The following is a 26,694-nucleotide window of genomic DNA, read 5'->3' as shown; positions in this document are numbered from 1 at the left end:
AAATTATAAAATGACAATTGAACAAGAAAAACAAATTGAACTGGCTATAAAGCTAACAAGAATGGAAATTACGAGTTGCTTTATAGAACAAGGAAAAGTTCCTACCCCTATCGAATTAGAAGGTATTCTAACAAGCTACTTTCAGCGATTTGGTATAACTCTATCAGAAGAACATTTTGGACAAATGGTTGACAATCTCAGAGTTCATTTCTCTGTTGAAGTTGAAGGTCAATCAGCGACTGTAGCTGATAATTCAGATCACATAGAATGGTTACCTAAACGAAAGGGACAAATAGAATGGGGCTTTTGGAAACGTTATGAAACGTACCTATTGGATGAAAAAGGCCTACCTGTAGAGAGTGTAAAGTCAATACACCGCACTACCGACAAAGCTCTAGCACATCTAGAAGACCCAAATCGTTCGGGTGATTGGGATCGAAGAGGCCTAGTAGTTGGTAGCGTGCAATCAGGGAAGACTGGCAATTATACAGGATTGATATGTAAAGCAGCAGATGCAGGATACAAAGTAATTGTTGTCCTTGCGGGTATTCACAACGACCTTAGAGCTCAAACACAAATGCGACTGGATGAGGGCTTTTTAGGATACAGCAGTGAAAATGGAGCTGGTAGCAAAGTTGGTGTTGGGAAAGATGACACAAATAAATTAAAAGCTAACACTATAACAACCTGTGCTGAAAACGGTGACTTTCAATACAATACTGCGAAGCAATTTAATATTGCCCCAGATCAAACACCACTACTATTTGTCATAAAAAAGAACGCCTCGATACTTGAAAACCTAAATGCTTGGGTTTCTCAGTTTGCAGATATGAAGTCCAATAAAGTTAAAGACACTTCAATCCTTGTTATCGATGATGAAGCAGATCAAGCATCTGTTGATACTAGCGACTATGATCCAACAACGATCAACAGATTGATCCGTAAGCTTCTTAATTCTTTTGAAAAAAGTGCATATGTAGGCTATACAGCCACTCCTTTCGCCAACGTACTCATAAGTGATGCAGGGCAACACAGCCTATATGGTGAAGACCTCTTCCCCAAAAGCTTCATTCTAACATTACCTACACCTAGTAATTATATTGGCCCAAATAAGATCTTCTCAACTGAAGCAGATCAAAATTATCCAATAATTAGGAGTCTTACCGATGATATCGACGATGCTAGCGAGTGGATTCCAACACCTCATAAAAAAGATTTGGTTCCTTTCTATCATGGTGAAGATAAAGTTCCACCATGCTTAGAGAACGCTGTTATATCCTTCATTATTTCTGTTGCCGTTCGTAATTTAAGGGGAGCAAGAAATAAGCACAATACAATGTTGATTCATGTAACCCGATTTAAAGATGTTCAATTAGAGGTGGCAGAGCAAGTTCAAGATTTCTTAGATATAGTAACCAACCAGTTCTTTGATAATGACAACTTTATTGAAAGAGTTCGCCAAGTCTGGCATCAAGATTATATGGAAACAACGAAAACCATTCGAGGTAGCGTTGATCAGTCATGGGATGCCGTTCAACATGAGATTTGTGAAATTTTAGAAAGCTTTGAAGTCAAAACCATCAATGGCTCTTCCAAAGACGGCCTAGAATATAATCGAGAAGATTACCCGGAACGTGTCATTGCAGTAGGTGGCGACAAGCTATCACGCGGCCTTACTCTTGAAGGGTTATCTGTAAGCTATTTTCTAAGACAATCAAACATGTATGATACGTTGATGCAAATGGGTCGCTGGTTTGGTTATAGACCTAACTATGATGACCTATGTCGTTTGTATACTAACAGCTCTATGGTTTCGAGCTTCCAATCAATCCTTAGTGCTTCAGAGGAGTTGGTTGAAGAACTCAATGAAATGAGCGAGCTAGGTATGAGCCCGAAAGATTTTGGCTTAAAAGTTAAAGTTCACCCCGGCTTACTAGTTACTAACCGATTAAAGATGCGAGAAACTAGGGAAGTAGACGTCTCTTTTGCGAGTGGGGTTGCTGAATCAACAGCCTTAAGCACCCGTGAACTCAGGAACAACTGGGAAAGACTAAACCAATTCTTATCACTTTATCAACCACATCAAATTAGTACTAATAAGCAGATTAGCACCAACTATATATCGAGAAATTGGAAAGATATTATCTATATCGACTCAGTAAAAGGTATTGATGTTGCCAATTTAGTCGCAGACTTACAAACTCTCGAGTCATCTACCTCTGTCGTACCTGCAGTTATCGCAAAATACATTAACACTCAGGTATCAAGCGGTGAATTAACTGATTGGACTGTCGTCATTCATTCAGGTTCAGGCCAAAATGTTAATTTTGATAATGGATTGACAGTTAATGCATCGAGACGAAAAGTACTCAAGAATGATAGTGACCGCTTAACCTTCAGAAGGCTTGCTAGCAAGCATGATGAATTTGTTGACTTGAACAGTGGTGAAGTTACTAAAAAACTCGATATCTGGAGTGCTCGAGAGAGTACTAACTTAAAAATCAAAGATATCCATAGTCGCCAGATAAGACATAAATCGAAAGGTTTATTAATGTTTTATATAGTAGAGCCAACGGATAAAGACAAGCAATTAATACATACAGACAGCCCAGTAGTTGGCTTCATGGTAAGCTTTCCTAGGTCTCAAACGGCAAAAACCGTGAAATATGTAGCTAATAATGTCTGGGTAAATGAGAACCTTTAATGTTAAATACCGTTAGTAAAATTTTTAGTGAGTTAGAAGCTGATAGGGATATGCTAACTAACAAGAACAATACGCTTGAGCGTATTGTTCTTGCTTGTAAAAACATAACATTCTTTCTCTATTATTCTCCATCAACGTCAAAAAGAGGTCTTCGTGTATCGATATCTAATGTAGAAGCAAAAATGAAGTTTAAGGTAGATTCAAAAGGGTTTACCTATAGATATCATGCAGAATCTCTCTACATCGAGGAAGATAAAGAATATATCACAAATATTTTTAAAGTATTCGTATCTGAGCTGATCCCTAAGAATGACATTGGGAATTCAAATTTATTTTTTGATAATTTTAAGAGTACCATTTTGGAATGGCGTGATTTCTTCCAAGAAGTTAAACAAGTCCAACCAAACCCGGAATTAGTGAAAGGGCTTTTTGGTGAATTATCTTATCTAATATACCTTGTACGCTCAGGTGTTTCCAATGCGATTGACTGTTGGACGGGGCCTTTAGGCTCTAGAAGTGATTTTTTCGTGGGTAATAAACGATTGGAAATAAAGACGACCACAACAAAGAATCCGACAAAATTTTCGATATCAAGCTCAGACCAATTGAGGTTAGGTAAAAGTGAACTATATCTTGTTTTGTATGAATTGATTGAAAATGAAGGTGGTTATAGCCTCTCTAGCTTGATAAAAGAGTTGATTACTATCTTAGGTGATAATTTTCAGGCAAAGTCAGAGTTTTATAAAAAACTTGAAAAAGTCGGATGCAACGAGGTTTTTACTTTATTAACAAAATCATACACCTACAATATAGATGGGTACTCTAAATATCATATAATCGAATCTTTTCCGACTTTAACAGAATCTAACATTCCAAAAGGAATTGTTGATGTTAAATATTCTATTTTAAAAGATAGTATTAATAAATTTGAAGTTGAATTTTAATTAATAGTAAAAAGGCTACTTTATGGATGCATTCATAAAAGTATTAAAAAGTGAAGAATCAGGATACACTAAAGACACTCCAGGAGAGAGAGGGGAATATATTAGAATTTTCAAAAATTCTTGGCATTTATTTCCACCATTATCAAAGACTAAGTTTAATGATACTAAGATATTAAAGTTCTATACAAAAGATCACCACTCAATTGCGTTAAACATCGTCTACAACAACGCAAAATATTTCCTTCACTTGGGACTCAAAAGAGATCATGATGAAGTTCGAATTTATAGAAATAAAAGCATTGATAATTTACTCTCTTTAGATAGGCATGTTATAGTCGTAATAATTAAACTTAGCGACGATGAATATTACATTGAATCTATTCAAAAAACTGATATTGATTACTTAGATTTCGAGTCTATAGCTAAAGAATGCTTAAAAAATGGTAAAGTTGATACTGAAAAATTAAGACTTACTAAAAGGTTTTCCGACTTATCCAATGTAAAAAAGACTGATACCGAAATTGAAAATATTGCTGAAATAGTCAAAAGTACAACGGAACACATAACTAAGGGCAATAAAGCTCGAACACAACAAAAACACCATCCAGATGATCCCGCGGGAATATTTAGTTCTCTAATAAAAAATCAAACCGAATTTGCTCGCTTTATTCGTGAAATATATGACAATAAGTGTGCAATTAGAGGAACTTCATTAATCGAAGGCCAACATGTTGGTTTAGAGGCTGCCCATATAAAATCAGCATCTCATAAGGGCCCTTTATTACCGTCGAATGGCATATTAATGTCTAGTGACTTGCATAAATGTTTTGATCAGGGGTTCTTTGGGTTGAATGATGATAATGAGATTATTATTAGTTCTACAGTTCCTAAAACATCAGTTCTCTATCAATATAAAGGGTTGAAAATAAAGCCCAAAGACCCAATCTGCTCACCATTTCATGAATATAATAGACACCATAGAAGTGAACATAAATTATTTTAGTATCCATTAGCTCATACCCTCCATATAAGATTGAATTTCAATCTTATATGGATTTTTCAATTCACTTTTCTTCATTAATAACTTTAGCCAAAGAATTAGCAATATACAAAGAGAAATGTGGTGGTACCGCATTACCAATCATTTTATAATTCGCACCTTGAGCTGCACAAAACTCAAAATCATCTGCAAAAGTTTGTAGTCTCGCAGCTTCTCGTACTGTAATACTTCGAGCCTGCTCTGGGTCTGGGTGAATATGCCTTAAACCATCTTTATATAGGTGTGCAGGTATCGTATTACTTGGTAAATTAGGTCGTAACACATGGTACTTGTGTACAGAAGAGGATTTACCTGTTTTCTCTGTATACAGTTTTTTTAGTGCATCACTGTGAACATATTTATTACATCCACTTTGAATATCTTCTGCTAATAGATTAAATATCTCTATATCACGTGCATTATGAAAACGAGGCTCATGATTTAATAAATCTTGTTTTGAGTCTTCTGTTTTATGTGATGTTCTCGCTACTGCATTTTCTACTGGAAGTATCTTAGGTAAATCACCTATAGCATCATCAACTGTCACCTTACGATCAACTTTATATGAATTTAGCTTTTTATAGAATTGTTTAACTTTGTTCTCACAATCAGAAAAGGCATCCTTTCTTAGAGCTACAATAATCACACGCAATCTTTTTTGAGGGACTCCAAATTCAGATGTATCAAATAGAGCATCACGCTTCAAGTTCGTTGAAATATAGTACCCAGCATCATTGAAAGCCTTTGTGACTCGTTCAACGATTGACACACCACCAGGGGCTGCACTTAACATCCCTTGAACATTTTCAAAAATGCACGCTTTTGGCTGAAAGTGAGAGACTACTTTCATGTATGACTCAAATAGAAAGTTTCTGTAGTCGTCATGCATACCATTTTCATCGCGAATACGGCCCGCTATTGAATATGCTTGGCATGGTGGACCACCAATAACAGCATCAACGTTGTTACTACCGACTAGCTTATTTAATCCTACTGAACTGCCATATTCCTGATCGTTGTCATATCCGAAGATCAATTCATCTGTTCTTTGGATGTCGAAATGGAGCATTGAAGAGTTCGCTTCACTATAATTCCAACGTGTAGCTAAGCGTTGACGTAAAGTATGGACAGCATGTTTATCCCACTCAACTCCTGCTAATAGTTTAAACTCTCCAGATTGTTTAAAGCCATCAGTTAAGCCACCACAACCTGCAAACAAGTCGATAGTATTTAGCATTATTATTTTTCCAATTTAAGAATTTGATTACCGATCGCAAGGCCTAGTAACGGCGGGACCGCATTACCAATTTGCTTGTACTGCTGTGTTTTTGGTCCAACAAATTGAAAGTCATCAGGAAAAGATTGAAGGCGAGCATTTTCACGCGCACTTGGTACACGGTCCCACTTGTAGTGAAAATGGTTGCGATGGCCAGTATCGATTGTCTTTGACGGCTTTTGGCTGTGGTAGCGAGTCCAAGCTTCATTGAATTTACGAGAATCACCTACGCCTGGTGGTAAGTCTTTGTGATTACCACCTTCTGGTACTTGACGAATGACAGAAACAACAAGTTCCGTATGACGAGTACCGACATGATTAAACAGTCTAGTAGCATTTTTACGCATCAGTGATTGATACTCGCTTTGGGGAGTCATAATGTAGTCAGAGTCTTCTTTACCGAGCTCATGCTCTAAAGTCGGCAAGTCACTTATTGCTTGTTCACACGTAACATAATTATCTGGTTTATGCGTTGCTTCAGGGAAAGCAAATCTCTCACCATTTCTGACGCCTACAAAAAACATGCGCTTACGAATTTGAGGAATTCCGTAATCTGGTGCATACATCAATTTTTCAGAGTTTGAATAACCTAAACGGGCAAATTCAGCCAGAATTGCTGTATGAGCACGACCTTCGTATAGGTTAGCAATACCTGGTACATTTTCTATCACGATGTATTTTGGGTTGATACGTTCGGCTAACTGAAAAACAGAATAAAAAAGCTTGTTTCGTTTGTCATTTTCGTTTCGGGTGCCCGTTAGAGAGAAGCCCTGACAAGGTGGTCCAGCTACAATAACTTCAACTTGACGACCATTAAGTTCTTCAACAATTGCATCAATGCTCTGTGGTTCAGAAAGATCTAATCGCATTGGGGTTGCATGAGGGTGATTGTGAGCAAAAGTTTTCAAAGCTGGAGCATCAATATCCACACCGACAACACACTCAAAACCGGCTTGCTCAAAGCCGTGTGATAACCCCCCACATCCGGAGAATAGGTCAACTAGTAATCGTTGTTTTGACAAAGTAACTGCTCCAATAGAAAATAAAAACACTGGATATTAGCACAGTTATAAGTTCAATTGAAATGCTTCAAAATAGCACTTAGAAATGTCCTATTGAAGCTATGCAGATATGGCGAAAGGGTTCTGTAAACTACGTTGAGGAAAAGTACACTCACGCTAATCTTGCCACAATATACTGCCAGATTAGCATAAGTGCTGAGTTTGGATTAGGAATATAAGCTTATGAAATACCGAAAGCTTAAGGTCCGTTTATCTTTTGAACTATTGTCCTTTACAATCTGCCCGCTACCGCACTTAAAACACGGTGAGGTTTGTAGTTCATGTAGTAACGAACAGCGACATAACCTACCACTAAGGTTGCAACAATCAGCTCTAGATAAGCTAGGTTAAATACTTGGTTAATGTAATGCGCCTCGATGCCTTGTGCTTGCATCCACGCAGCCAATTTAAACAAGGCTGTTGCACCAATCACGATTGGGAAAGTAAACGCTGCATAGCCAGGGCTGAATGGCAGACGAAGTAGTTTGAAAAACGCCATGTAGATAATGAACGTCATCAATACCGCAATACCAAATAGCAAACCAATAATCACTGGAGAAGGGCTTGCTGTCACTGTTAGGTATCCCGCCAAAGATAGGCTTGCTGGTGCAGCCATAATCGCAATGGTTGGTTTTGCGGCATCTGGCACTTCGTGAGAGAAGATCAAACGGTAAACCATCAGTGGTAGCATCACAGCGTAAACCAATAAGCCGAATACCAAAGTCGCGTTCGCTACAGGCTCTAAAACTGGATTACCCGAGAAAGATACATCTGCCACAATGATACCGATTGGCGGTACGAACCAGCTTGGCACCATATGGTGAATCTCAAACTGTTTTGCTCTGTGGTACAAAAAGCTCACTAAGAACACAACATGTAAAGCAACCGCCGCTAGCCACATCGCTTCTTGAAGGAATTGAGAAATCGGCGCTAAAGATGCTGATACCACCATGCAGCCCATCGCAAATGTTGGAACCACACTACCCACTACAGGGTGAGCAATATCTTCACGCAATAGATGACCATGAATCAGAAACTTCACAGCTAAAACAAGAAGTAATACCGCCGCGATACCCGCACTGGTCCATTGCACTAAACCTGGGGTGTGCAAAATACCTTGTGCGACTAAAACGCCATCCCAACACCAGCCTAAACTTGCGATTGCTAGTGCTAACCCTGCCATGGGTGTTGGAGCTCCTGTTATTTTTTCTTTTGCGCTTTTTATCATCACGACCTCAAATCTCGGCTAACTGTCTTTAAGGGTATGTTACTCTTGCACTTCGTTCTAATATATCTAATTATTTGAAACCAACGTTCAAATTTAATTAACGGAATATCATGCCTAGTCATATCTCTCTTAAACAACTGAAAGTATTTACTACGATCACTCAGCACAAAACACTAACTGAAGCATCAGCTAGTCTGTTCCTATCTAAAGCTGCAGTAAGTGTGGCGCTATCCGAACTAGAGAAACAAATTGGCCATCATTTATTTGATCGAGTAAACAACCGCTTAATTCTCAATCAAGAAGGGCAGAGGCTTCTGCCCTTGGCGGATGAACTACTCAGCCGAGCTCAAGATATTCAAAATGTATTCGACGACGAGCAAACTCTATCGGGGCAATTACGTATTGGTGCTAGCGATACAATTGGTAACCAAGTCGCTCCTTACCTACTAAGCGACTTCCGTTCTAAAACGAATCATCGCTCACAAAGCTTGTTCATCTCAAATTCCGCGCAGATTTGTGACATGTTGATCGCATACGAACTCGATATTGCTCTCATTGAGGGTAAAACCATGCACCCAGAACTAGACTCCACACAATTCATTGAAGATGAAATGTGTGTGATCTGCCCACCGGATTATCCTCACTTTCACGGTGGGCTGACTAGTTTAAGTGAGCTCGAAAACACAGAATGGATTCTGAGAGAAGGAGGCTCTGGCTCCCGAGAATTCTTTATGCGGACCATCGCCCCACGCTTAGAGAACTGGCAAGAGGCTTTTCAACTTAATACCACTGAAGCTCTTATCAACTCGGTATCAGCGGGGCTTGGATTAGCTTGCTTATCACGCCTGTCCACACAGCCTGCAATTCAAGATGGTCGCGTAAAAATGCTAAACATACCACTAGATATGAAACGTCGTTTTTGGGTTTTAATCCACAAGGAAAAATATCAAAGTCCACTCCTTCGAACCTTTATTGAATTCTGCCAAAGTTGGAAAGACTAATGAATCTTAGATACTAAAATCAGAAGCATCTTTAACGATTTCTAAAAATGACAAATTAACCGTATTTGATTTTACAAGAAGGGTTAGAAAAATAATCTCGCTGCGAAAGTCGTCTAAAGACAGTCCAACTTAACCCTAAATGGTTGAATTATAAGGTGGTTGACGTACTTAAAAGTCACATAACCAACAACTAGGGTCGCGACAAGCAGCTCTATACTTGCCATACCGTTAACTTGTTGAACATAATTAGCCTCTAACCCATTTTTTGCCATCCAATCGGCTGTTTTAAAGAGCGCTGTAGCACTGATGACCGTAGGAAAGGTAAATGCAGCATAACCGGGACTAAAGGGTAACCTCAATAATTTAAACAACGCGAGATAAATAATGACAGTCATCAATACTGCAATTCCAAATAGTAAAGCAATAATGACTGGTGAGGGTGAGGATACCACCGTCAGGTAGCCAGCTAACGATACACTTGCTGGAGCAGCCATAATCGCAATTGTAGGCTTTGCTGTATCTGGGATTTCATGTGTAAACATAAAACGGTAAATCATTATTGGTAACATCACAGCTTGAGATACCATACCAAAAACAAGAGCTCCATATGCAACTGGCTCGAGTATAGGGTTACCAGAAAAAGAGAGTCCTGCTGCGATGATTCCAACCGGTGGAACAAACCACCCGGGAACCAATTGATGGAGTTCAAAATCTCTTACTCTATGACAAACAAAACTTATCAAAAACAAAACATGTAACGCTACCGCAATTAACCAAAGCACATCTCCGAATGTACTATAAAATTGACCGACAGAATTTGAAACGACCATAGTTCCCATGGCAAAAGTCGGAACAACACTACCTGCGACAGGGTGCGCAAGCTCTTTTCTCAATACATGATTATGAAAAAGAAACTTAATTGCCAAAATCACCAATAAAACACCCGCAACAGCTGCACTTAACCACTGCCCATACCCATTGAGTTCAGCGATGTTCTCCCAACACCAGCCTAGACTTGCAATACCAAGAGCTAAGCCAGCCATCGGCGTTGGTGCCGTTACGGCTTTTCTTGTTACTTTTCTTATCATTATGTTCTTACACACTTAACTGCATTTAGGGGTTTTCAGTCTACTATTATCATTAGTGTTAGTATGTTTAGTAATCCAGAACATGCGTTCACATTTAACTAACGACGTTATAACAACAAGTGTAAAGTAAATGCTAGTAATAGCTAAAAATGATAAAGGGAGGATTTTGCATTCCCATCAGTCATAAAAACATTACGCACCTCCGCGTATAATAAGTATTCGCTTAGTTGAATGTATCTCTCATTCAAAGTTATGTTGCTAGACTTAGACACTCAGAAACTGTATAAAAAGCCAGTAAAATTTATCAAACTTAGAGGATTAACCATGGCTGTTATCGTCAAGTACGTGGTGGAACGCAACGGAGAAGAGAAAATGACTTTTACCTCTAAAGCCGAAGCTGACGCATACGACAAAATGCTGGATATGGCTGATGAGCTTTTTGAACTGTTAGGCAAAAGCGATTTAGTTGAAGATGAAGGCAAGCAAGAAGAACTTGCAATGTACCTAGCTAAGAACAAAGAAGAAGTTCTTTACGCATTAGGTGCGAAGCGTAAACCAGCTCCGAAAAAAGCGAAGAAGCTTGAAGCGGTTGAAGACGCAGAAAAAGATGCAGCTTAATTAGCTGAAGCTTTCTAAAAAACGCCAATGACACCTCTAATCAGAGTCAGTCATTGGCGTTTTTTTATACTTATCGAAATATAATGATGCTTTTTATAGTCGAAATAGCTCTAAACATTCGCTTGCACAAAAGTGTGATAAAGATCTAATCTATAACCATCAGGTGATGGGGTTCCACCTAAGCGTTTGCTTCAACCGCCCGTTCTTTTGAACCGTGCTAATGACTCCTACAGAATCGAAAACAGGTAATACTGTTGGATGTATCGCTACTCCTCCATTTTGAAATGGGCTGCGTCTATTAAGACCAAGTTCCATTACTCCTTTGGATTATCGATACTCAAGATCTGTAGTGAATTAGCCGCTCCTCTTCCAACACGTCCTGTTTTCTCAACGCCCTAGGTCAATACGACTTTATTAGTGAGAAAACATTATGCATTACTCTTCAGAAATTCAATCCATGTGCCCTATTCAAAGGGGTGATCTTCACAACTCGGCTCCAACTCCAGTTGAAGGCGCCATGGTTAGCCCAAAAGATGTCATCGCTATTTCTGGCTTAAGCCATGGCGTAGGCACTTGTGCACCACAACAAGGCGCGGCAAAACTGACTCTCAACGTGAAAAACGGCATTATCGAAGAAGCACTCATCGAGACTATCGGCTGCTCAGGCATGACACAATCTGCCGCGATGGCCGCTGAAATCCTCACCGGAAAAACTATCCTAGAAGCACTTAATACTGACTTAGTGTGTGACGCGATTAACGTCGCGATGCGCGAAATCTTCCTGCAGTTTGTTTACGGTCGAACTCAATCTGCTTTCTCTGAAGGTGGCCTAGAGATCGGTGCTGCATTGGAAGACTTAGGTCAAACCCAGCGCAGCCAAGTTGGTACCAGCTACTCAACCGCAGCAAAAGGCGTCCGTTACCTAGAACTCGCAGAGGGCTATGTGACTAAGCTTGCACTTGATGACCACAGCGAAGTGATTGGTTACGAATATCTCAACCTCGGCAAAATGATGAAGGCGATTAATCAAGGTGTGCCAGCCAATGAAGCGGCTGACCTTGCTACAGGGACTTATGGTCGCTTCGATGAAGCCGTGACCAAGATTAACCCACGCCAACAGTAATTTTTGCCAATTTAGAGGAAAGATATTATGAACACTCAACTTAATGAATCAGTAACTCGCGCATTGGCAGAAATGAACTTCGACTCTTTGGCGCAAGCAGAGCAATACTGTAAAGCCCACAATGTAGACCCAAAAACTTTGGTGATGGACACTCAACCAATTGCGTTTGAAAGTGCAGCCGATGCATACACCTTAGGTACAGCCATGGCTCTATTCCGTAAAGCGAGCAACGCTGAACAAGCAGCCAACATCATCGGTGAAGGCCTCCAAGCATTCACAAAACCCGGTAGTGTTGCCGAGCAACGTCAAGTGGGTATTGGTCATGGTGCGCTTGCTGCTCGTCTTCTGAATGAAGAAAGTCACTGCTTTGCTTTTCTTGCGGGTCACGAGTCTTTTGCTGCCGCTGAGGGCGCAATTAAAATCGCACTAAACGTCAATAAATCACGTAAAAATCCATTAAAAGTTATCCTAAATGGTTTAGGTAAAGATGCGGCTTACTTAATCTCACGCATCAATGGCTTCACTTACGTGCGCACTCAATACGACTACCAAACCGGTGAACTCGTTGAAACAGAACGTCGCCGTTTCTCAAATGGCCCTCGCGGAGAGATCTTATGTTACGGCGCTGATGATGTTCGTGAAGGTGTAGCAATCATGCACAGAGAAGAGGTGGATGTGAGCATTACGGGTAATTCAACCAACCCAACACGCTTCCAACATCCTGTTGCGGGTATCTACAAAGCAGAGCGTACTCGCCAAGGTCTACCTTACTTCTCAGTGGCTTCAGGCGGTGGTACAGGTCGTACATTGCACCCAGACAACGTAGCGGCAGGCCCTGCTTCTTACGGCATGACAGATACTATGGGCAGAATGCACGCAGACGCTCAGTTTGCAGGTAGCTCTTCAGTTCCTGCTCACGTTGCTATGATGGGCTTCATCGGCATGGGTAACAACCCAATGGTAGGTGCTACGGTTGCACTAGCTGTCGCGGTAAGCGAGTCTCAAAACGCATAATGATAGAAGTGATTGTCACCACTTAGCGCCTCAAGCCGAGGCGTTAGTTGAAAAATCGACACCAACACACAGTCAAAACTCTACTACCATCACTAAAACTATACAGCCAGCCCTATGCTGGCTGTTTTTTACTCACACTTGCTCTAGTATCTATTCTTATTCAACATGTGTATTTAACTGCATCTTTTTAAAGGAATAATATGAAAGAGCTCATCATCCATACCATCACAGTTTTCATGGGCTTTTTCGCCATCATGAACCCTATCGCTAACACGCCAATCTTTCTTGGTTTAACAGGCGACAACGACAGGGAGACAGTTAAGTCGATCGCGTTCCGCTCAGTGTTTATCGCATTTATCATCGTCAGTACGTTTGCCATTTCAGGCAAGCTGATCTTCGACCTTTTTGGTATCACGCTTTATGCCCTGCGCATCACAGGCGGTATTTTGGTCTTCTTGATTGGCTTTCACATGCTACAAGGTGAATCGACACACTCGAAGGCGAAAGAGAAGGTCAACTCAGATGCCCAACAAGACGCGGCGCTAAGTATCGCAGTATCACCACTGGCCATGCCGATACTGGCTGGCCCGGGGACAATAGCCACCGCGATGAACTTTGCCAGCACCGAGGGCATCTATGAAACCGTCATTACCATCATCGCGTTTGGTCTGTTGTGTACCTTAACTTACGTATTGTTTGTGTTTGGCGAACGCTTCGTGAAAGCGGTAGGGCCAAGCGCACTGAACGTGATTACTCGAATGATGGGTTTGATACTGGCTGTTATCGGTATGCAGATGTTGATTGAAGGGATCGAGCAAGCTCATAAAGCGCTGTTTGTTTAAATGCTCACTCAAGGGGAATATTGACTCATATATCCGCCAATTTGTATTGATCTGCAACGTTTTCTCATTGCAGAAAAATATCTCTCAAAAGACAAGCAATATCATTTTACAGACTTTATCCCGATGCGCCCTTTCATAACGAGGGCGCTCTCTTTATGATGAACGCAATTAAATTAACTTTGCTAACGACGGCGCTGGTCATTCGAGCCGCTGTTATGAAATAGCAAAATCAAGACTCAACACATGGAGATTCAACATGGCTTTCTTTTCACTAGCCTTCGGTACGGCAACCAAAAACCGCGACAATAAAATCATTGAAGCGTTCTTCCCTAGCCCACTTCTAAACCCAAGCGACGCTCTAGTAGCGGCTGTTGGTGAAGTAGCAGGTTACACTGAAGGCAACCAAGCTATCGAAATCTCTGCAGCACAAAGCGCAGAACTAGCAAAAGCATTCGCAGCAAACGACGATGCAGCAAACGCATCTTTCGCAGAAAAAGCAGCAGCATCTGAACAGCCACTTGTTCTTGTTGTTCTTGCGACAGACGAGAAGCCAGCATCTGCTGCTGAAGGCTTCCTAAAACTGCAACTAATCTCTAACCGCCTAGTTCAACCACACGGTACAGTACTAGACGGCATCTTCGGTCTACTGCACAACATCGCATGGACTAACGAAGGTCCAATCGATCTTCCTGAACTGGCTGAGCGTCAAATCGAAGCTCGCCTTGCAGGTCGTACTCTATCTGTAGATTGCGTAGACAAATTCCCTAAGATGGTTGATTACGTGGTACCAACAGGTATTCGTATTGCTGACACTTCTCGTGTTCGTCTTGGCGCACATGTGGGTGAAGGTACAACGGTTATGCACGAAGGTTTCATCAACTTCAACGCTGGTACAACAGGCGTAAGCATGGTTGAAGGTCGTATCTCTGCTGGTGTTGTTGTAGGTAACGGTTCAGACATCGGCGGCGGCGCTTCTATCATGGGTACTCTGTCTGGTGGCGGTACTATGGTTATCTCTATCGGCGAAAACTGCCTACTAGGCGCAAACGCTGGTCTTGGCTTCCCAATGGGCGACCGTTGTACTGTTGAGTCTGGTCTATATGTAACGGCTGGTACGAAAGTTCGAATGCTAGATAAAGAAGGCAACGAAGTAGAAATCATTAAAGCTCGCGACCTAGCTGGCGTTTCTGACCTGCTATTCCGTCGCAACTCAATCACTGGTCAAATTGAGTGTCTAGCGAACAAGTCTGCTGTTGAACTGAACAGCGAGCTACACAGCAACAATTAATCAAGCATTAGATGCTAGAAAATACGAAGCCGCTGGGGTGAAATCCAGCGGCTTTCTTCATTCTTTTGCTAGTATCCAAAAGTATGTCGCCCCTTAATCCACTAACATACACACTTTCTAACAAATTCATCTTACCCTGTGACACATGGCAGAAACAGCTCAGAGGGTCAAACTCCCTGCTAACACCTAATTAAATGGTCATGAGATTTTGAACAGTGTTTTATTGTTTTATATAATCATCTCAATTGATCCACTCATTTCGAAAAAAATTCTCATGCACAGTTTAAAAAAACTCCACAATCTATCAAAGAAAGTTCACCCGCATTGTTATGGAGTAGACTACATTCGTAAAAACATTCGATTTGTTATGTGGGGATTGCTCAATCGCCAAGTTACTCAAGGAATGTACGATTTGCAGAAGGATAAAAAACTAACAGCAGTCTTTGAAAACGACTACAAGCTCTTTGAAAAGCCATTGAAACCATTCATCTCTCCTAGTTTCTCATCCACCCAGAGGCTAGAGCTGATACGATCGCATTTTCAAATTTTAACTGATAAGTTTGATAGCAAAGTTATCAACCTTTATGAAAAACCATTCGAGATAACAACCTTCAAAGATCGAAATGGTCAACCTTACACGATTGAGCTTTATCCAGGTGAGTCAAGAGAGGGGTCTATCGGCATTAAGCTTGTAGAATTGCATTCTGGCCAGACCATATATTCAATTACGTGCAACCTCTCTGAAGATGAAAATGACAGAGTGTTACACATAGGTTGCTTACAAGGGACCAACCGTCATGTCATTGATAGTCAGATTAAGATTAAAGAAATAACTCGAACACTTCACGGCCTTCGCCCTAAAGCTCTAATGCTCAATTTGAGCTTAATGTTTGCTAGGTATTTTGAAGTGAACAAAGTGATCGCAGTATCAAATAAAGGCCATGTATATCAAGCTTTGCGATACTTGGGTTCAAAAAGAAGTGCTATTAGCAGTGATTATGACTCTTTGTGGGAAGAGATGAGCGGACAAAAAGTGAGTAAGTTCTTTTATCAGATTCCAGTTAAATTAGAGCGCAAAGACCTGACTCATTTAAAAAGAAGTAAGCGTAACCTTTACTCAAAAAGGTACGCTCTACTTGATAAATTGGAGGAGGAACTGACTGAGTCTTTATCAAAAATTGCCTTACCAAACGAAGCAATTCAATTATTTGAACCGAAGTGATGTCATCTACTCTGAGAGTAAATAGATCTAATGATAAAAAACAACTTCCTCGTTCATAATAACAATTAATTGTTGAGCAACCTTCAAACATACTGACCAAATGAAACAAAAAAGCGCAGACCTTTCGATCTGCGCTTTTGATTTTTGCTTAATCTAATCTAGATTAAAGCGGCATGATTAACCCACGTTCTTACGTGCGTTTTGGAACATACGCATCCAAGCACCATTCTCGCCCCAACCTTCTGGAGACCAAGAGTTAGCGACTGTACGGAATACACGCTCTGGGTGAGGCATCATGATAGTCACGCGGCCATCCGTCGTGGTTAAACCTGTGATAGCGTTTGGCGAACCGTTCGGGTTATTCGGGTATTGCTGCGTCGGGTTACCGTGGTTATCAACGTAACGTAGAGCAACCGTACCTGAATTTTCAATCGCGTTTAGGTGGTCGTTGTCACGCACTTCTACGCGGCCTTCACCGTGAGAAACTGCGATTGGCATACGAGAACCTTCCATGCCGTTGAAGAATACAGAATCAGATTTCTGAACTTCAACTAGGCTGAAACGTGCTTCAAAACGCTCAGATTCGTTGCGAACGAAACGTGGCCAGTACTCTGCACCAGGAATAAGCTCACGCAGGTTAGACAGCATCTGACAACCGTTACATACACCTAGAGAGAAGGTATCTTCACGCTTGAAGAAGTTTTCAAATTGCTCACGAGTCGAGTCGTTAAACAGAACTGACTTAGCCCAACCTTCACCAGCGCCTAGTACGTCACCGTAAGAGAAGCCACCACATGCCACAAGACCGTTGTACTCATCCAGTACTGCTTGACCAGTAAGGATGTCGCTCATGTGAATATCAGTCGCTTCGAAACCTGCACGGTCAAATGCTGCTGCCATTTCAACGTGAGAGTTAACACCCTGCTCACGTAGAATCGCCATCTTAGGCTTAGCGCCAGTATTGATGAAAGGTGCAGCGATATCTTCGTTAACATCGAAGCTCAGTTTCACGTTTAGACCCGGGTCTGAGTTGTCTTTCTTCGCTTCGTGCTCTTGGTCAGCACATGCTGGGTTATCACGTAGACCTTGCATCTTGTGCGTTGTTTCTGCCCAGATAGTACGTAGTTCAGTACGGTTACGTTCAATCACTACAGACTCGCCAGACTTAATCACTAGCTCATCAGAAGCTTCAACTGAACCAATAACGTGTGAACACGCTTCTAGACCGTTTGCTGCAAGCGTAGAAAGAACTGCGTCTAGGTCATCGTTACGAACTTGGATTACTGCACCTAACTCTTCGTTGAATAGCGCTGCTAGTGTGTCTTCACCTAGCGCTTCGATGTTTGCATTAATACCACAGTGACCTGCGAATGCCATTTCAGCAAGAGTAACGAATAGACCGCCATCGCCTTTATCGTGGTAAGCCACTACTTGGTCGTTAGCAACCAGTGCTTGAACACCTTCGTAGAAACCTTTCAGTTGTGCTGCGTTGTCTACGTCTGCTGGCTTATCACCAAGCTGCTTGTAAACTTGTGCTAGTGCCGTTGCACCTAGACGGTTTTTGCCGTTACCTAAGTCGATAAGTACTAGACTTGAAGCACCTTTGTCAGTGCGTAGTTGTGGCGTAATTGTTTTACGAACATCTTCAACACGAGCAAATGCAGTGATAACAAGAGATAGCGGAGACGTTACTTCTTTCTGCTCGCCGTTCTCTTCCCACTTCGTCTTCATCGACATTGAGTCTTTACCTACTGGGATAGTTAGACCCAGTGCTGGACATAGCTCTTCACCAACGGCTTTAACCGCTTCGTAAAGACCTGCATCTTCACCTGGGTGACCCGCTGGAGACATCCAGTTTGCCGACAGTTTAATGTGTTTGATATCGCCAATGTTAGTCGCTGCAATGTTAGTGATTGCTTCACCAACTGCTAGGCGAGCCGATGCACCAAAGTCTAGTAGTGCCACAGGCGTGCGCTCACCAAGAGACATCGCTTCACCGTGGTAAGAATCGTAACTTGCTGCCGTTACCGCACAGTTAGCAACAGGAACCTGCCATGGGCCAACCATTTGGTCACGAGCAACAAGGCCAGTTACCGAGCGGTCACCGATAGTGATTAGGAATGTTTTCTCTGCGACAGTTGGTAGGCGAAGAACACGGTCAACCGCTTCGTTCATTTCGATACCAGAACGGTCAATCACAGGGTTGTTCGCTTTTAGCGTTTTCGCGTCACGGTGCATCTTAGGTGTTTTACCTAATAGGATGTCCATTGGCATGTCGATTGGCGTGTTGTCGAAGTGTGAATCTTCAAGTTTAAGTTCACGCTCTTCCGTTGCTTTACCAACCACTGCGTAAGGTGCGCGTTCACGCTTACAAATAGCGTCGAACGTTGCCATGTCTTTGTCTGCAACCGCCATTACGTAACGCTCTTGAGATTCGTTACACCAAATCTCAAGTGGGCTCATGCCCGGCTCATCGTTTGGCACGTCACGTAGGTTGAAGATACCGCCACGCTCGCCATCGTCTACTAGCTCAGGAAGTGCATTTGAGATACCGCCAGCGCCCACATCGTGGATGAATGCGATTGGGTTCGCATCACCTAGCTGCCAACAACGGTCGATCACTTCCTGACAACGACGTTCCATCTCTGGGTTTTCACGTTGTACCGAAGCGAAATCAAGATCTTCAGAAGAAGAACCAGAATCCATTGAAGATGCTGCACCGCCACCAAGGCCGATGTTCATCGCAGGACCACCTAGAACGATTAGGCTTGCACCTACTGGGATCTCTTTCTTCTGTACGTGCTCGTCACGGATGTTACCAAGACCACCAGCTAGCATGATTGGCTTGTGGTAACCACGTACTTCTTCACCTGCGTGAGAGTTTACTTTCTCTTCATAAGTACGGAAGTAACCTAGTAGGTTTGGACGACCAAATTCGTTGTTGAATGCCGCGCCACCAAGGGGACCTTCAAGCATGATATCCAAAGCAGTAACGATACGGCTTGGCTTACCAAAGTCAGTTTCCCAAGGTTGAACAAAGTTCGGGATCTTAAGGTTAGATACAGAGAACGCCACAAGACCTGCTTTTGGCTTACCACCGATACCAGTTGCGCCTTCATCACGGATTTCACCGCCAGAACCTGTTGATGCGCCCGGCCATGGAGAGATAGCTGTTGGGTGGTTGTGCGTTTCAACTTTCATCAAGATGTGTGTTTTCTCTTGGTGGTAGTTGTACTGGCGAGTTTCAGGATCTGGGAAGAAGCGACCTACTTCAGAGCCCGTCATAACAGCTGCGTTATCTTTGTATGCAGAAAGTACGTTATCAGGCGTCACTTCAAACGTATTTTTGATCATTTTAAACAATGATTTTTCTTGCTTAACGCCGTCGATAGTCCAGTCAGCGTTGAAGATCTTGTGACGGCAGTGCTCTGAGTTCGCTTGTGCGAACATCATTAGCTCGATGTCAGTCGGGTTACGTTCAAGCTTAGTGACAAAGCTTTCAAGTAGGTAATCAATCTCATCTTCTGCAAGAGCAAGCCCTAGGGTAACGTTTGCTTCTTCAAGCGCTTTACGGCCGCCAGTAAGAAGATCAACTTCCGTGTAAGGTGCAGGCTCAGCAACGGTGAACAATGCTGCCGCAGATTCGAAGTCAGTGAATACCACTTCCATCATACGATCGTGAAGAATCGCTTTCAGTTCAACAAGTTGAAGATCAGAAAGTTCAGAAGACGTTTCAATGTAGAAAGCCGTACCGCGTTCTAGGCGAGATACTTTCGCTAGACCACAGTTATGTGCGATATCAGTAGATTTTGAAGACCAAGGAGAAATAGTACCTGGACGAGGAGTAGCAAGCAGCAGTAAACCTTCAGGTTCATGCTCTTCAATCGTTGGACCGTAAGTCAGTAGCTTTTCTAGCTTCTCAACTTCAGAGGCGTCTAGGTCTGCTGTTAAATCAGCAAAGTGGGCAAACTCAGCGTAAATACCTGTTACAGGTAAGCTTAATTCACGACAAAGCTCTAAAAGCTTGTTAACACGAAACTCAGATAGAGCTGGGGAGCCACGCAAAATTCTCATGTGCTTAGGTCTCTTATGCAGTTGATTAAGGTGATATTGGAATAAATTCAGTGGGTTAAAGGAAAAACCTAACTGTTTTCTTCGAAGCTATTCCCGAAGGTTTAAAAACCTATGCCGATTCCACCTCTTCAATGCGAGCGCATTATAAAGCATTTTTTTTTGTGACGTAACACCAAAAGCAACCGTTTGCGTGATTTTTTTCATGTTTCTGAGCTAATGGTGTTTTTGATGCATTTATCACCACTTTTACATCTGTTTAATGAAACCTGCTTTGCCAGTCTGGCGGGGTTTGGTATAAAGGGGCTTCCACTTTTCGAGATTTCATTTTGATGCCTAAATTTTCTCTCATCTTTTTGTCTAAGTCCTTTCTGCTGGTTATTGCTCTGTTTGGGCTAACCGCATGCCAGATTGAGTCTGAGCCTAAAAGTGTCCTCGAGCAGATACGAGAGCGTGGCGTGCTTCGTGTCGGTACTCTGAATAACCAACTCTCTTATTACATTGGTCCTGATGGCCCTGCGGGTCTCGATTACGAATTGGCTCGTGAGTTTGCACAAGAGCTAGGGGTTAAGCTTGAGGTTAAACCGGCTTACCGTCTATCTGGCCTATTCCCTGCTTTAAAGAAAGGCGAGATTGACCTTATCGCTACGGGGTTAACGCAAAACAACAAACTGACACGTGCTTATCGTGCAGCGCCTGCTTATTACTATGTAAGCCAACAGGTGGTGTACAAAAAAGGCCAATGGCGCCCAAGAAACCTAGATCAACTGATCAAGTTTGAAAACGACCGCCAGGCTAAATTCATCAAAGCGCAAGCTGAATCAGAAGACGCGTCACCTAACGAGACTCTGACTCCCTCTTTAGTCGTGGTCAAAGACTCGCACTTCGAGCCAACACTTAAGCAATTACAGAACACGCACCAGGACTTCATCTACGATGCAGTTGGCAATGCTGATATCAATGATCTGCTAAAAGAAGTATCAACAGGCGAACGCTTATTTACGGTTGCAGACTCTATCGAACTATCGCTAGCACAACGTTTATACCCAGACGTAGCATTGGCGTTTGAGCTGACGGAAGACCAACCTATCTCTTGGTACTTAGAGAAGTCTGAAGATGAAAGCCTTTACGCGTTGCTGATTGAGTTCTTCGGTAATCTAAAACAGTCTGGCGAACTCGCTTCGCTAGAAGAAAAGTACATCGGTCATATTGGCACTTTTGATTACGTTGATACTCGTGCCTTTATCCGTGCGCTAGACAGTAAGCTACCAAAATGGTCGCCACTGTTTCAGAAGTATTCGCAAGAGTTTGACTGGCGCTTGATTGCTGCACTTGCTTATCAAGAGTCACACTGGAACCCAGTCGCACGCTCACCAACCGGTGTTCGTGGCATGATGATGCTGACACTGCCGACAGCAAAGAGCGTTGGTGTGACCAACCGTCTTGACCCGAAACAGTCGGTACAAGGTGGTGTTGAATACCTGCGTCGTATCGTGAACCGAGTACCAGATTCAATCACGCAACACGAAAAGATCTGGTTTGCACTCGCTTCATACAACGTCGGTTACGGACACATGATGGACGCACGCCGCTTAACCAAAGCGCAAGGCGGAGATCCTGATGCTTGGGGTGATGTAAAAGACAGGCTACCTCTACTAAGACAGAAGAAATACTACAGCCAAACTCGCTATGGTTATGCCCGTGGTGATGAAGCTAGAAACTACGTAGAGAACATTCGCCGTTATTACCAAAGCATCATCGGCCATGTAAATAAACGTAATAAAGAACAAGAAGAGAGTCTTGAAGGGTTGATCGTTATTCCACCTTTAGAGACTTCTGGGGCTGAGTCCAGCATCAGCGCTGCAGAATCGACAGTAAGCGGTTCTGAGTCTTCGAAATAAAAATCAAAAGAGCAATGCCTTCCAGCATTGCTCTTTTTTATTGCGTTTTCTATCGCTTACACAAAGGAGAGGTGCGGATAAAAAGCGGTGATAAAGGCAGTGTCATATTACAGTAACAATCGCCCCTTATAACGACACACCACAATCAAGATTAGCGTTCTGTTGCACTAGGCCACTGGTCGAAGTTAGAGGCTTGAGACTAAAGTTGCTCTTCTATGTCAGCCTCTGCGCGACAGAACAAACAGACGAATCACACTATAATTAAATCGTTAGTCCAAACGACACAGTCAGACAACCAATAGGAAATCATTGAAATGATGAAGAAACTGAAATCGAAACGCCTTGATAAGACAGTGGCTGCAAACCGTCGTAAGCGTATGCTTTCAAATAACAAAAAGAAGATCATTTGGCGCAACCGTGCTTTCATGCAGATGCTTGCCGAGTAAACACTAAGGCCAGTAAATTTGTTTGGCACTCTAACGATGAGAGTGCCCTCAACTTGCTGCTATTTCTTTTTACGAGCCTTATCTGCCTCTAGCTGCTGCTCTTCCAACAAACGCTCTTGCTTTCGCTTCTCTTTTATCTCTTTTCGACGACGCTTAAAAAACGCCTGTAGTTGCTCGCGACACTCATCCTCTAATAGGCCGTGTTCAACATCGGCATAGTGGTAAGAAGCTTGGCTTTCAAACAAGTTCAACACCGTCCCTGCTGCACCTGCTTTTAGATCTGGCGCGCCAAAAACAATGCGCTTCACTCGGCTATGTAACAAGGCACCCGCACACATAGGGCATGGTTCAAGCGTGACATACAAGGTGGTATCAAGCAGTCGATAATTTTCCAGAACCTGCCCCGCTTTACGCAAGGTTTCCACTTCAGCGTGCGCTGTTGCGTCATGGCTGCCAATCGAACGGTTCCACCCTTCAGAGATAATCTCACCATCTTTTACCAGCACAGCACCAACAGGTACCTCTCCCTCACTCTCCGCTTGTTTGGCCACCTCGATGGCACGTCGCATGAAGATTTCATCTTGAGGGGTAAATTGATGGTCTGACAAAGGGGACTCCAAAAAGCAAACAATAGAAATAAAAAAGGTATGCGATGAAGCATACCTAATCTTAGTGATGATGGACAACAAAGAGATGCCCATCAATAACCATGGACTGGATGATTAACTGTCGGTCTAGCTCTCGGCTTCAAGCAACTCATTGACGATTTGCGTCGCTTTCACGCTCACAATACGATTGTTCTCAACCGAGATAATCTCAAACTGCCACTGCTGACACTCAACGATCTCTCCCGTACCAGGCAAGCGACCTAGCAGCCATGTGATGAGTCCGTTTAGAGTTTGGAAGCCCTCGCTTTCACCTTCTAACTCTGAAAGCTCCAAGCGGTTTTTCAGTTCGCTGATCGGGATTAATCCATCCACCAGCAAACCATCGGGCAAAGACTCAGTCCAAAGGTCGTTCGGGTTGTTTGATAACTCTCCGGCAATCGCTTCTAGAATATCGTAATGAGTCACAAGGCCTTGAACATCACCATACTCATCGACAATGAATGCCATCTCTGTACCCGACTCTTTAAAGTAGCCAAGTAAGCGCAGTGCCTTCATCGATTCAGGTACATAGATCGGCGATTTAGACAGCCCCATGATCACTTGAATACTTAAATTCCCCGCCTGATTCAATAAAGCCTTGGCCGATACAGTGCCCACCACCTTATTTAGATGGTCTTGGCACAGAGGGAATACGCTGTGCTTCGATGAACGGAGCTGCTTCAAGATGTTCTCAACAGGTTGGTCAACATCCAGAAAATCGATGTCTCGACGTGGCGTCATCAACGAGCTCACCAAGCGGTCATCAAGCTGCAAGATATTACGAATCATCTCTTGCTCGCCACGCTCAATAACACCGGAGTCAGAGCCCTCTTTAACAAGTGCATGAATATCGTCTTCAGTCACGCTGTCTTCTTCACCACCTCGGCCCATCAACTTAAGAATACTTTCCGTTGAAGCAGACAAAGCAAAAACAAACGGCGTCGCGATTTTAGATAACCAATAGATTGGCATAGCGACCAACACGGCAATAGTTTCCGCTTGAGATTGAGCAAAGCGTTTTGGTACGAGTTCACCAACAACAATGGCAAAGTAAGTAATACCAACAACGACGACTGCGGTAGACAGGACATTCGCTTGCGTTGCATCCATGCCCCACTGTTCAAGTTGAACGGCTAATGGTGCAGATAGCGTTGCCTCGCCCACGATACCGCTGAGCAGGCCTATGACCGTAATACCGATTTGGATGGTTGAGAGGAAGCGAGTTGGATTTTCTTTAAGCTCAAGTGCGATCTGAGCAGAACGGTGCTTTTCGGCCAAACGTTTCAGCCGACTATTTTTTGCTGCTACCAATGCAATCTCAGACATGGCAAACAGACCATTTAAAACAATTAACCCTACCAGAAGCAGAATTTTCATGATGTTTTGGATTTCCTAATTTTACCGGCCAACAATTAGCCGTAATCCGGAGTATAAGCTGACTAGCCAGCTTTTTGATATAAAAACTTTTGGATATAAAAATCATCGAAAAAGAGAGCGAAAAAGTAACAAAAAAAGCCCGCACATTTCGGTGCGGGCTTGATAATGAATAAAGCTTAATTTTGCTTAGTTCAATCTTACATTGTGTAAGTGTAAGGTGCTTGGATACCTAGTGGGATACCAAGAGCCCAGTAAGCTAGCAGGAAGATAGACCAACCGATTAGCATTGCAATCGAGAATGGCATCATTAGAGAAGCTAGAGTACCGATACCTGTAGACTTAACGTAGCGTTGGCAGTAAACAACAACCAGTGGGAAGAACACCATTAGTGGAGAGATGATGTTAGACACAGAGTCACCAACACGGTAAGCCGCTTGAGATAGCTCAGGAGAGATACCCACAACCATTAGCATTGGAACTAGGATTGGACCGATAAGTGCCCACTTAGCCGATGCAGAACCAACAAGAAGGTTAACTGAAGCCGTTAGTAGAATCATACCAACGATTGTCGCTTCACCAGGAAGGTCCATCGCTTTCAGGCCTTCAGCACCGTAAAGTGCCAGCATAGTACCGATGTTTGATTGACCGAATGCTGATAGGAATTGTGCACAGAAGAACGACATTACAATGTATGCGCCCATCGTAGCCATTGTCTCAGACATCGCCTTGATTACATCATTGCTGTTCTTAAATGTACCCGCTACACGGCCGTAAACGATACCTGGGATGATGAACAGGATGAAGATCAGAGGAACGATAGACTTCATAACTGGTGCAGAGAATGCTGTTAGCTCACCTTCAGGAGAACGCAGCGCAGAGTTCTCAGGGATTAGAGCCGCAACAAGCAGACCAATACCAGCAACCATTGCCCAACCTGCGTATTTGAATGCTTTTGATTCGATTGCAGTGAACGTACCTAGATCAGGTGCTTCTTCAGCATCTTCATCAACTGGCGTGTTCGCTAGGCGAGGTTCGATGATCTTCTCAGTTACGTACCAACCGATAGCAACAATAAGAACTGAAGATAGGCCAGTAAAGAAGATGTTCGCTAGAGGGTTAATCACGTATTCAGGGTCAAGAACGTTTGCTGCTGTTTGCGTGAAACCAGCTAGTAGTGGGTCGATACCTGAAGGAATGAAGTTCGCAGAGAAACCACCTGATACACCAGCAAATGCTGCTGCAATACCCGCTAGAGGGTTACGACCCGCAGCATGGAATATGATACCGCCAAGAGGGATTACTAGAACGTAACCGGCATCAGCTGCTGTGTGAGACACGATAGCAACCAAGATTAGCATTGGCGTAAGTAGCTTAGCTGGCGTGAAGTTCAGCATCTTCTTAAGGCCAGTCGTAATGAAGCCAGAAGAGTCTGCAACGCCAACACCTAGCATAGCAACAAGTACGATGCCTAGTGGTGCGAAGCCTGTGAACGTAGTAACCATATTCGCTAGGAAGCTAGCAAGCGCTTCACCAGTCAGTAGGTTATTTACTTCTAGAGCAGCACCCGTTTGAGGGTTGATTAGATCGAATGAAAGATTCGACAAAAGTGCAGATGCTACCCATACGATAACTAGAGCCCAGAAGAACAGGATTGCTGGATCTGGAATTTTGTTGCCAGCGCGTTCAATGAAGTTTAGAAAGCGATCCATTCCACTGATCTTGTCAGTCGATGGTGCTTTTTTTACGGCTTGGTTACTCATTGTAACTCCATATGTGATGTTGTTTGTTTAGGACTAATATAAGT

General features: G+C 42.8%; 20 protein-coding genes and 1 riboswitch. Of the genes, 12 read left to right on the top strand and 8 right to left on the bottom strand.

Features of this window, described 5'->3' with window-relative positions:
- Positions 1-10 precede the first annotated feature (10 nt).
- Genes BTO10_RS09915 through BTO10_RS09905 form a run of 3 tightly spaced genes read left to right on the top strand, consistent with a single transcriptional unit; the run spans position 11 to position 4,651 of the window.
- Entirely contained in the window at positions 11-2,704 is a 2,694-nt protein-coding gene (locus BTO10_RS09915) for a Z1 domain-containing protein (RefSeq protein WP_105024431.1), read from the top strand.
- Positions 2,704-3,648, top strand: a complete 945-nt coding sequence (locus BTO10_RS09910; RefSeq protein ID WP_105024430.1) for a PD-(D/E)XK motif protein — start codon at positions 2,704-2,706, stop codon at positions 3,646-3,648. The genes BTO10_RS09915 and BTO10_RS09910 overlap by 1 nt, the downstream gene beginning before the upstream one ends.
- Positions 3,649-3,670: 22 nt before the next feature.
- Complete coding sequence (locus tag BTO10_RS09905; protein WP_105024429.1) at positions 3,671-4,651, top strand: HNH endonuclease; 981 nt, start codon at positions 3,671-3,673, stop codon at positions 4,649-4,651.
- A 61-nt stretch (positions 4,652-4,712) separates the two neighbouring features.
- Here BTO10_RS09905 and BTO10_RS09900 read toward each other — a convergent pair whose 3' ends face one another.
- The 3 genes from BTO10_RS09900 to BTO10_RS09890 form a co-directional block, all read right to left on the bottom strand.
- The gene (locus BTO10_RS09900) at positions 4,713-5,924 is read right to left on the bottom strand and encodes a DNA cytosine methyltransferase (RefSeq protein ID WP_105024428.1); all 1,212 of its coding nucleotides are present in this window, start codon (positions 5,922-5,924) and stop codon (positions 4,713-4,715) included.
- A gap of 2 nt (positions 5,925-5,926) precedes the next feature.
- Positions 5,927-6,985, bottom strand: a complete 1,059-nt coding sequence (locus BTO10_RS09895) for a DNA cytosine methyltransferase (protein WP_105024427.1) — start codon at positions 6,983-6,985, stop codon at positions 5,927-5,929.
- Positions 6,986-7,256: 271 nt separating this feature from the next.
- Entirely contained in the window at positions 7,257-8,252 is a 996-nt protein-coding gene (locus BTO10_RS09890; protein ID WP_445656368.1) for a TDT family transporter, read from the bottom strand.
- Positions 8,253-8,362: 110 nt separating this feature from the next.
- Between BTO10_RS09890 and BTO10_RS09885 the strand changes: the two genes are divergently transcribed.
- Positions 8,363-9,253, top strand: coding sequence for a LysR substrate-binding domain-containing protein (locus BTO10_RS09885; protein WP_004737596.1), 891 nt, complete (start codon positions 8,363-8,365; stop codon positions 9,251-9,253).
- Between the two features lie 113 nt (positions 9,254-9,366).
- Here BTO10_RS09885 and BTO10_RS09880 read toward each other — a convergent pair whose 3' ends face one another.
- Positions 9,367-10,341: a TDT family transporter gene (locus BTO10_RS09880; protein ID WP_004737595.1), complete on the bottom strand. Its 975-nt coding sequence runs from the start codon at positions 10,339-10,341 to the stop codon at positions 9,367-9,369.
- A gap of 324 nt (positions 10,342-10,665) precedes the next feature.
- Here BTO10_RS09880 and BTO10_RS09875 point away from each other — a divergent pair, with 324 nt between their 5' ends.
- From BTO10_RS09875 to BTO10_RS09850, 6 genes are all read left to right on the top strand, one after another.
- Positions 10,666-10,959, top strand: a complete 294-nt coding sequence (locus BTO10_RS09875) for a YebG family protein (RefSeq protein ID WP_105024425.1) — start codon at positions 10,666-10,668, stop codon at positions 10,957-10,959.
- 153 nt (positions 10,960-11,112) lie between these two features.
- A riboswitch (Fluoride riboswitch) is annotated at positions 11,113-11,196 on the top strand.
- 193 nt (positions 11,197-11,389) lie between these two features.
- Positions 11,390-12,082 (top strand): iron-sulfur cluster assembly scaffold protein, encoded by a 693-nt coding sequence (locus tag BTO10_RS09870; protein WP_105024424.1) that lies wholly within the window; start codon positions 11,390-11,392, stop codon positions 12,080-12,082.
- 24 nt (positions 12,083-12,106) lie between these two features.
- Positions 12,107-13,096, top strand: a complete 990-nt coding sequence (locus BTO10_RS09865) for a GGGtGRT protein (protein ID WP_105024423.1) — start codon at positions 12,107-12,109, stop codon at positions 13,094-13,096.
- A 200-nt stretch (positions 13,097-13,296) separates the two neighbouring features.
- Complete coding sequence (locus BTO10_RS09860) at positions 13,297-13,938, top strand: MarC family protein (protein WP_004737591.1); 642 nt, start codon at positions 13,297-13,299, stop codon at positions 13,936-13,938.
- Positions 13,939-14,194: 256 nt separating this feature from the next.
- Complete coding sequence (gene dapD / locus BTO10_RS09855) at positions 14,195-15,226, top strand: 2,3,4,5-tetrahydropyridine-2,6-dicarboxylate N-succinyltransferase (protein WP_105024422.1); 1,032 nt, start codon at positions 14,195-14,197, stop codon at positions 15,224-15,226.
- Positions 15,227-15,500: 274 nt separating this feature from the next.
- A complete protein-coding gene (locus BTO10_RS09850; protein WP_032554025.1) occupies positions 15,501-16,448 on the top strand; it encodes a VirK/YbjX family protein in 948 nt (315 codons plus the stop codon).
- Positions 16,449-16,625: 177 nt separating this feature from the next.
- Here the strand turns inward: BTO10_RS09850 and purL are convergent, their stop codons facing one another.
- Positions 16,626-20,522, bottom strand: coding sequence for a phosphoribosylformylglycinamidine synthase (purL, locus tag BTO10_RS09845; RefSeq protein WP_105024421.1), 3,897 nt, complete (start codon positions 20,520-20,522; stop codon positions 16,626-16,628).
- Positions 20,523-20,851: 329 nt separating this feature from the next.
- Here purL and mltF point away from each other — a divergent pair, with 329 nt between their 5' ends.
- Positions 20,852-22,420 carry a membrane-bound lytic murein transglycosylase MltF gene (gene mltF, locus BTO10_RS09840; RefSeq protein ID WP_105024420.1) on the top strand — a complete coding sequence of 523 codons (1,569 nt, stop codon included), beginning with the start codon at positions 20,852-20,854 and terminating at the stop codon, positions 22,418-22,420.
- A 314-nt stretch (positions 22,421-22,734) separates the two neighbouring features.
- Positions 22,735-22,866: a hypothetical protein gene (locus tag BTO10_RS23720; protein ID WP_004737586.1), complete on the top strand. Its 132-nt coding sequence runs from the start codon at positions 22,735-22,737 to the stop codon at positions 22,864-22,866.
- A 59-nt stretch (positions 22,867-22,925) separates the two neighbouring features.
- Here BTO10_RS23720 and tadA read toward each other — a convergent pair whose 3' ends face one another.
- From tadA to BTO10_RS09825, 3 genes are all read right to left on the bottom strand, one after another.
- A complete protein-coding gene (gene tadA / locus BTO10_RS09835) occupies positions 22,926-23,474 on the bottom strand; it encodes a tRNA adenosine(34) deaminase TadA (RefSeq protein ID WP_004737585.1) in 549 nt (182 codons plus the stop codon).
- Between the two features lie 126 nt (positions 23,475-23,600).
- On the bottom strand, positions 23,601-24,890 hold the full coding sequence (locus BTO10_RS09830; RefSeq protein WP_105024419.1) for a hemolysin family protein: 1,290 nt from the start codon (positions 24,888-24,890) through the stop codon (positions 23,601-23,603).
- Between the two features lie 197 nt (positions 24,891-25,087).
- Positions 25,088-26,650, bottom strand: coding sequence for an AbgT family transporter (locus BTO10_RS09825; protein WP_105024418.1), 1,563 nt, complete (start codon positions 26,648-26,650; stop codon positions 25,088-25,090).
- Positions 26,651-26,694 lie beyond the last annotated feature (44 nt).

Source organism: Vibrio chagasii (assembly GCF_002954585.1).
Lineage (GTDB): Bacteria > Pseudomonadota > Gammaproteobacteria > Enterobacterales > Vibrionaceae > Vibrio > Vibrio chagasii_A.
This window is presented reverse-complemented; position numbering and strand designations above follow the sequence as displayed.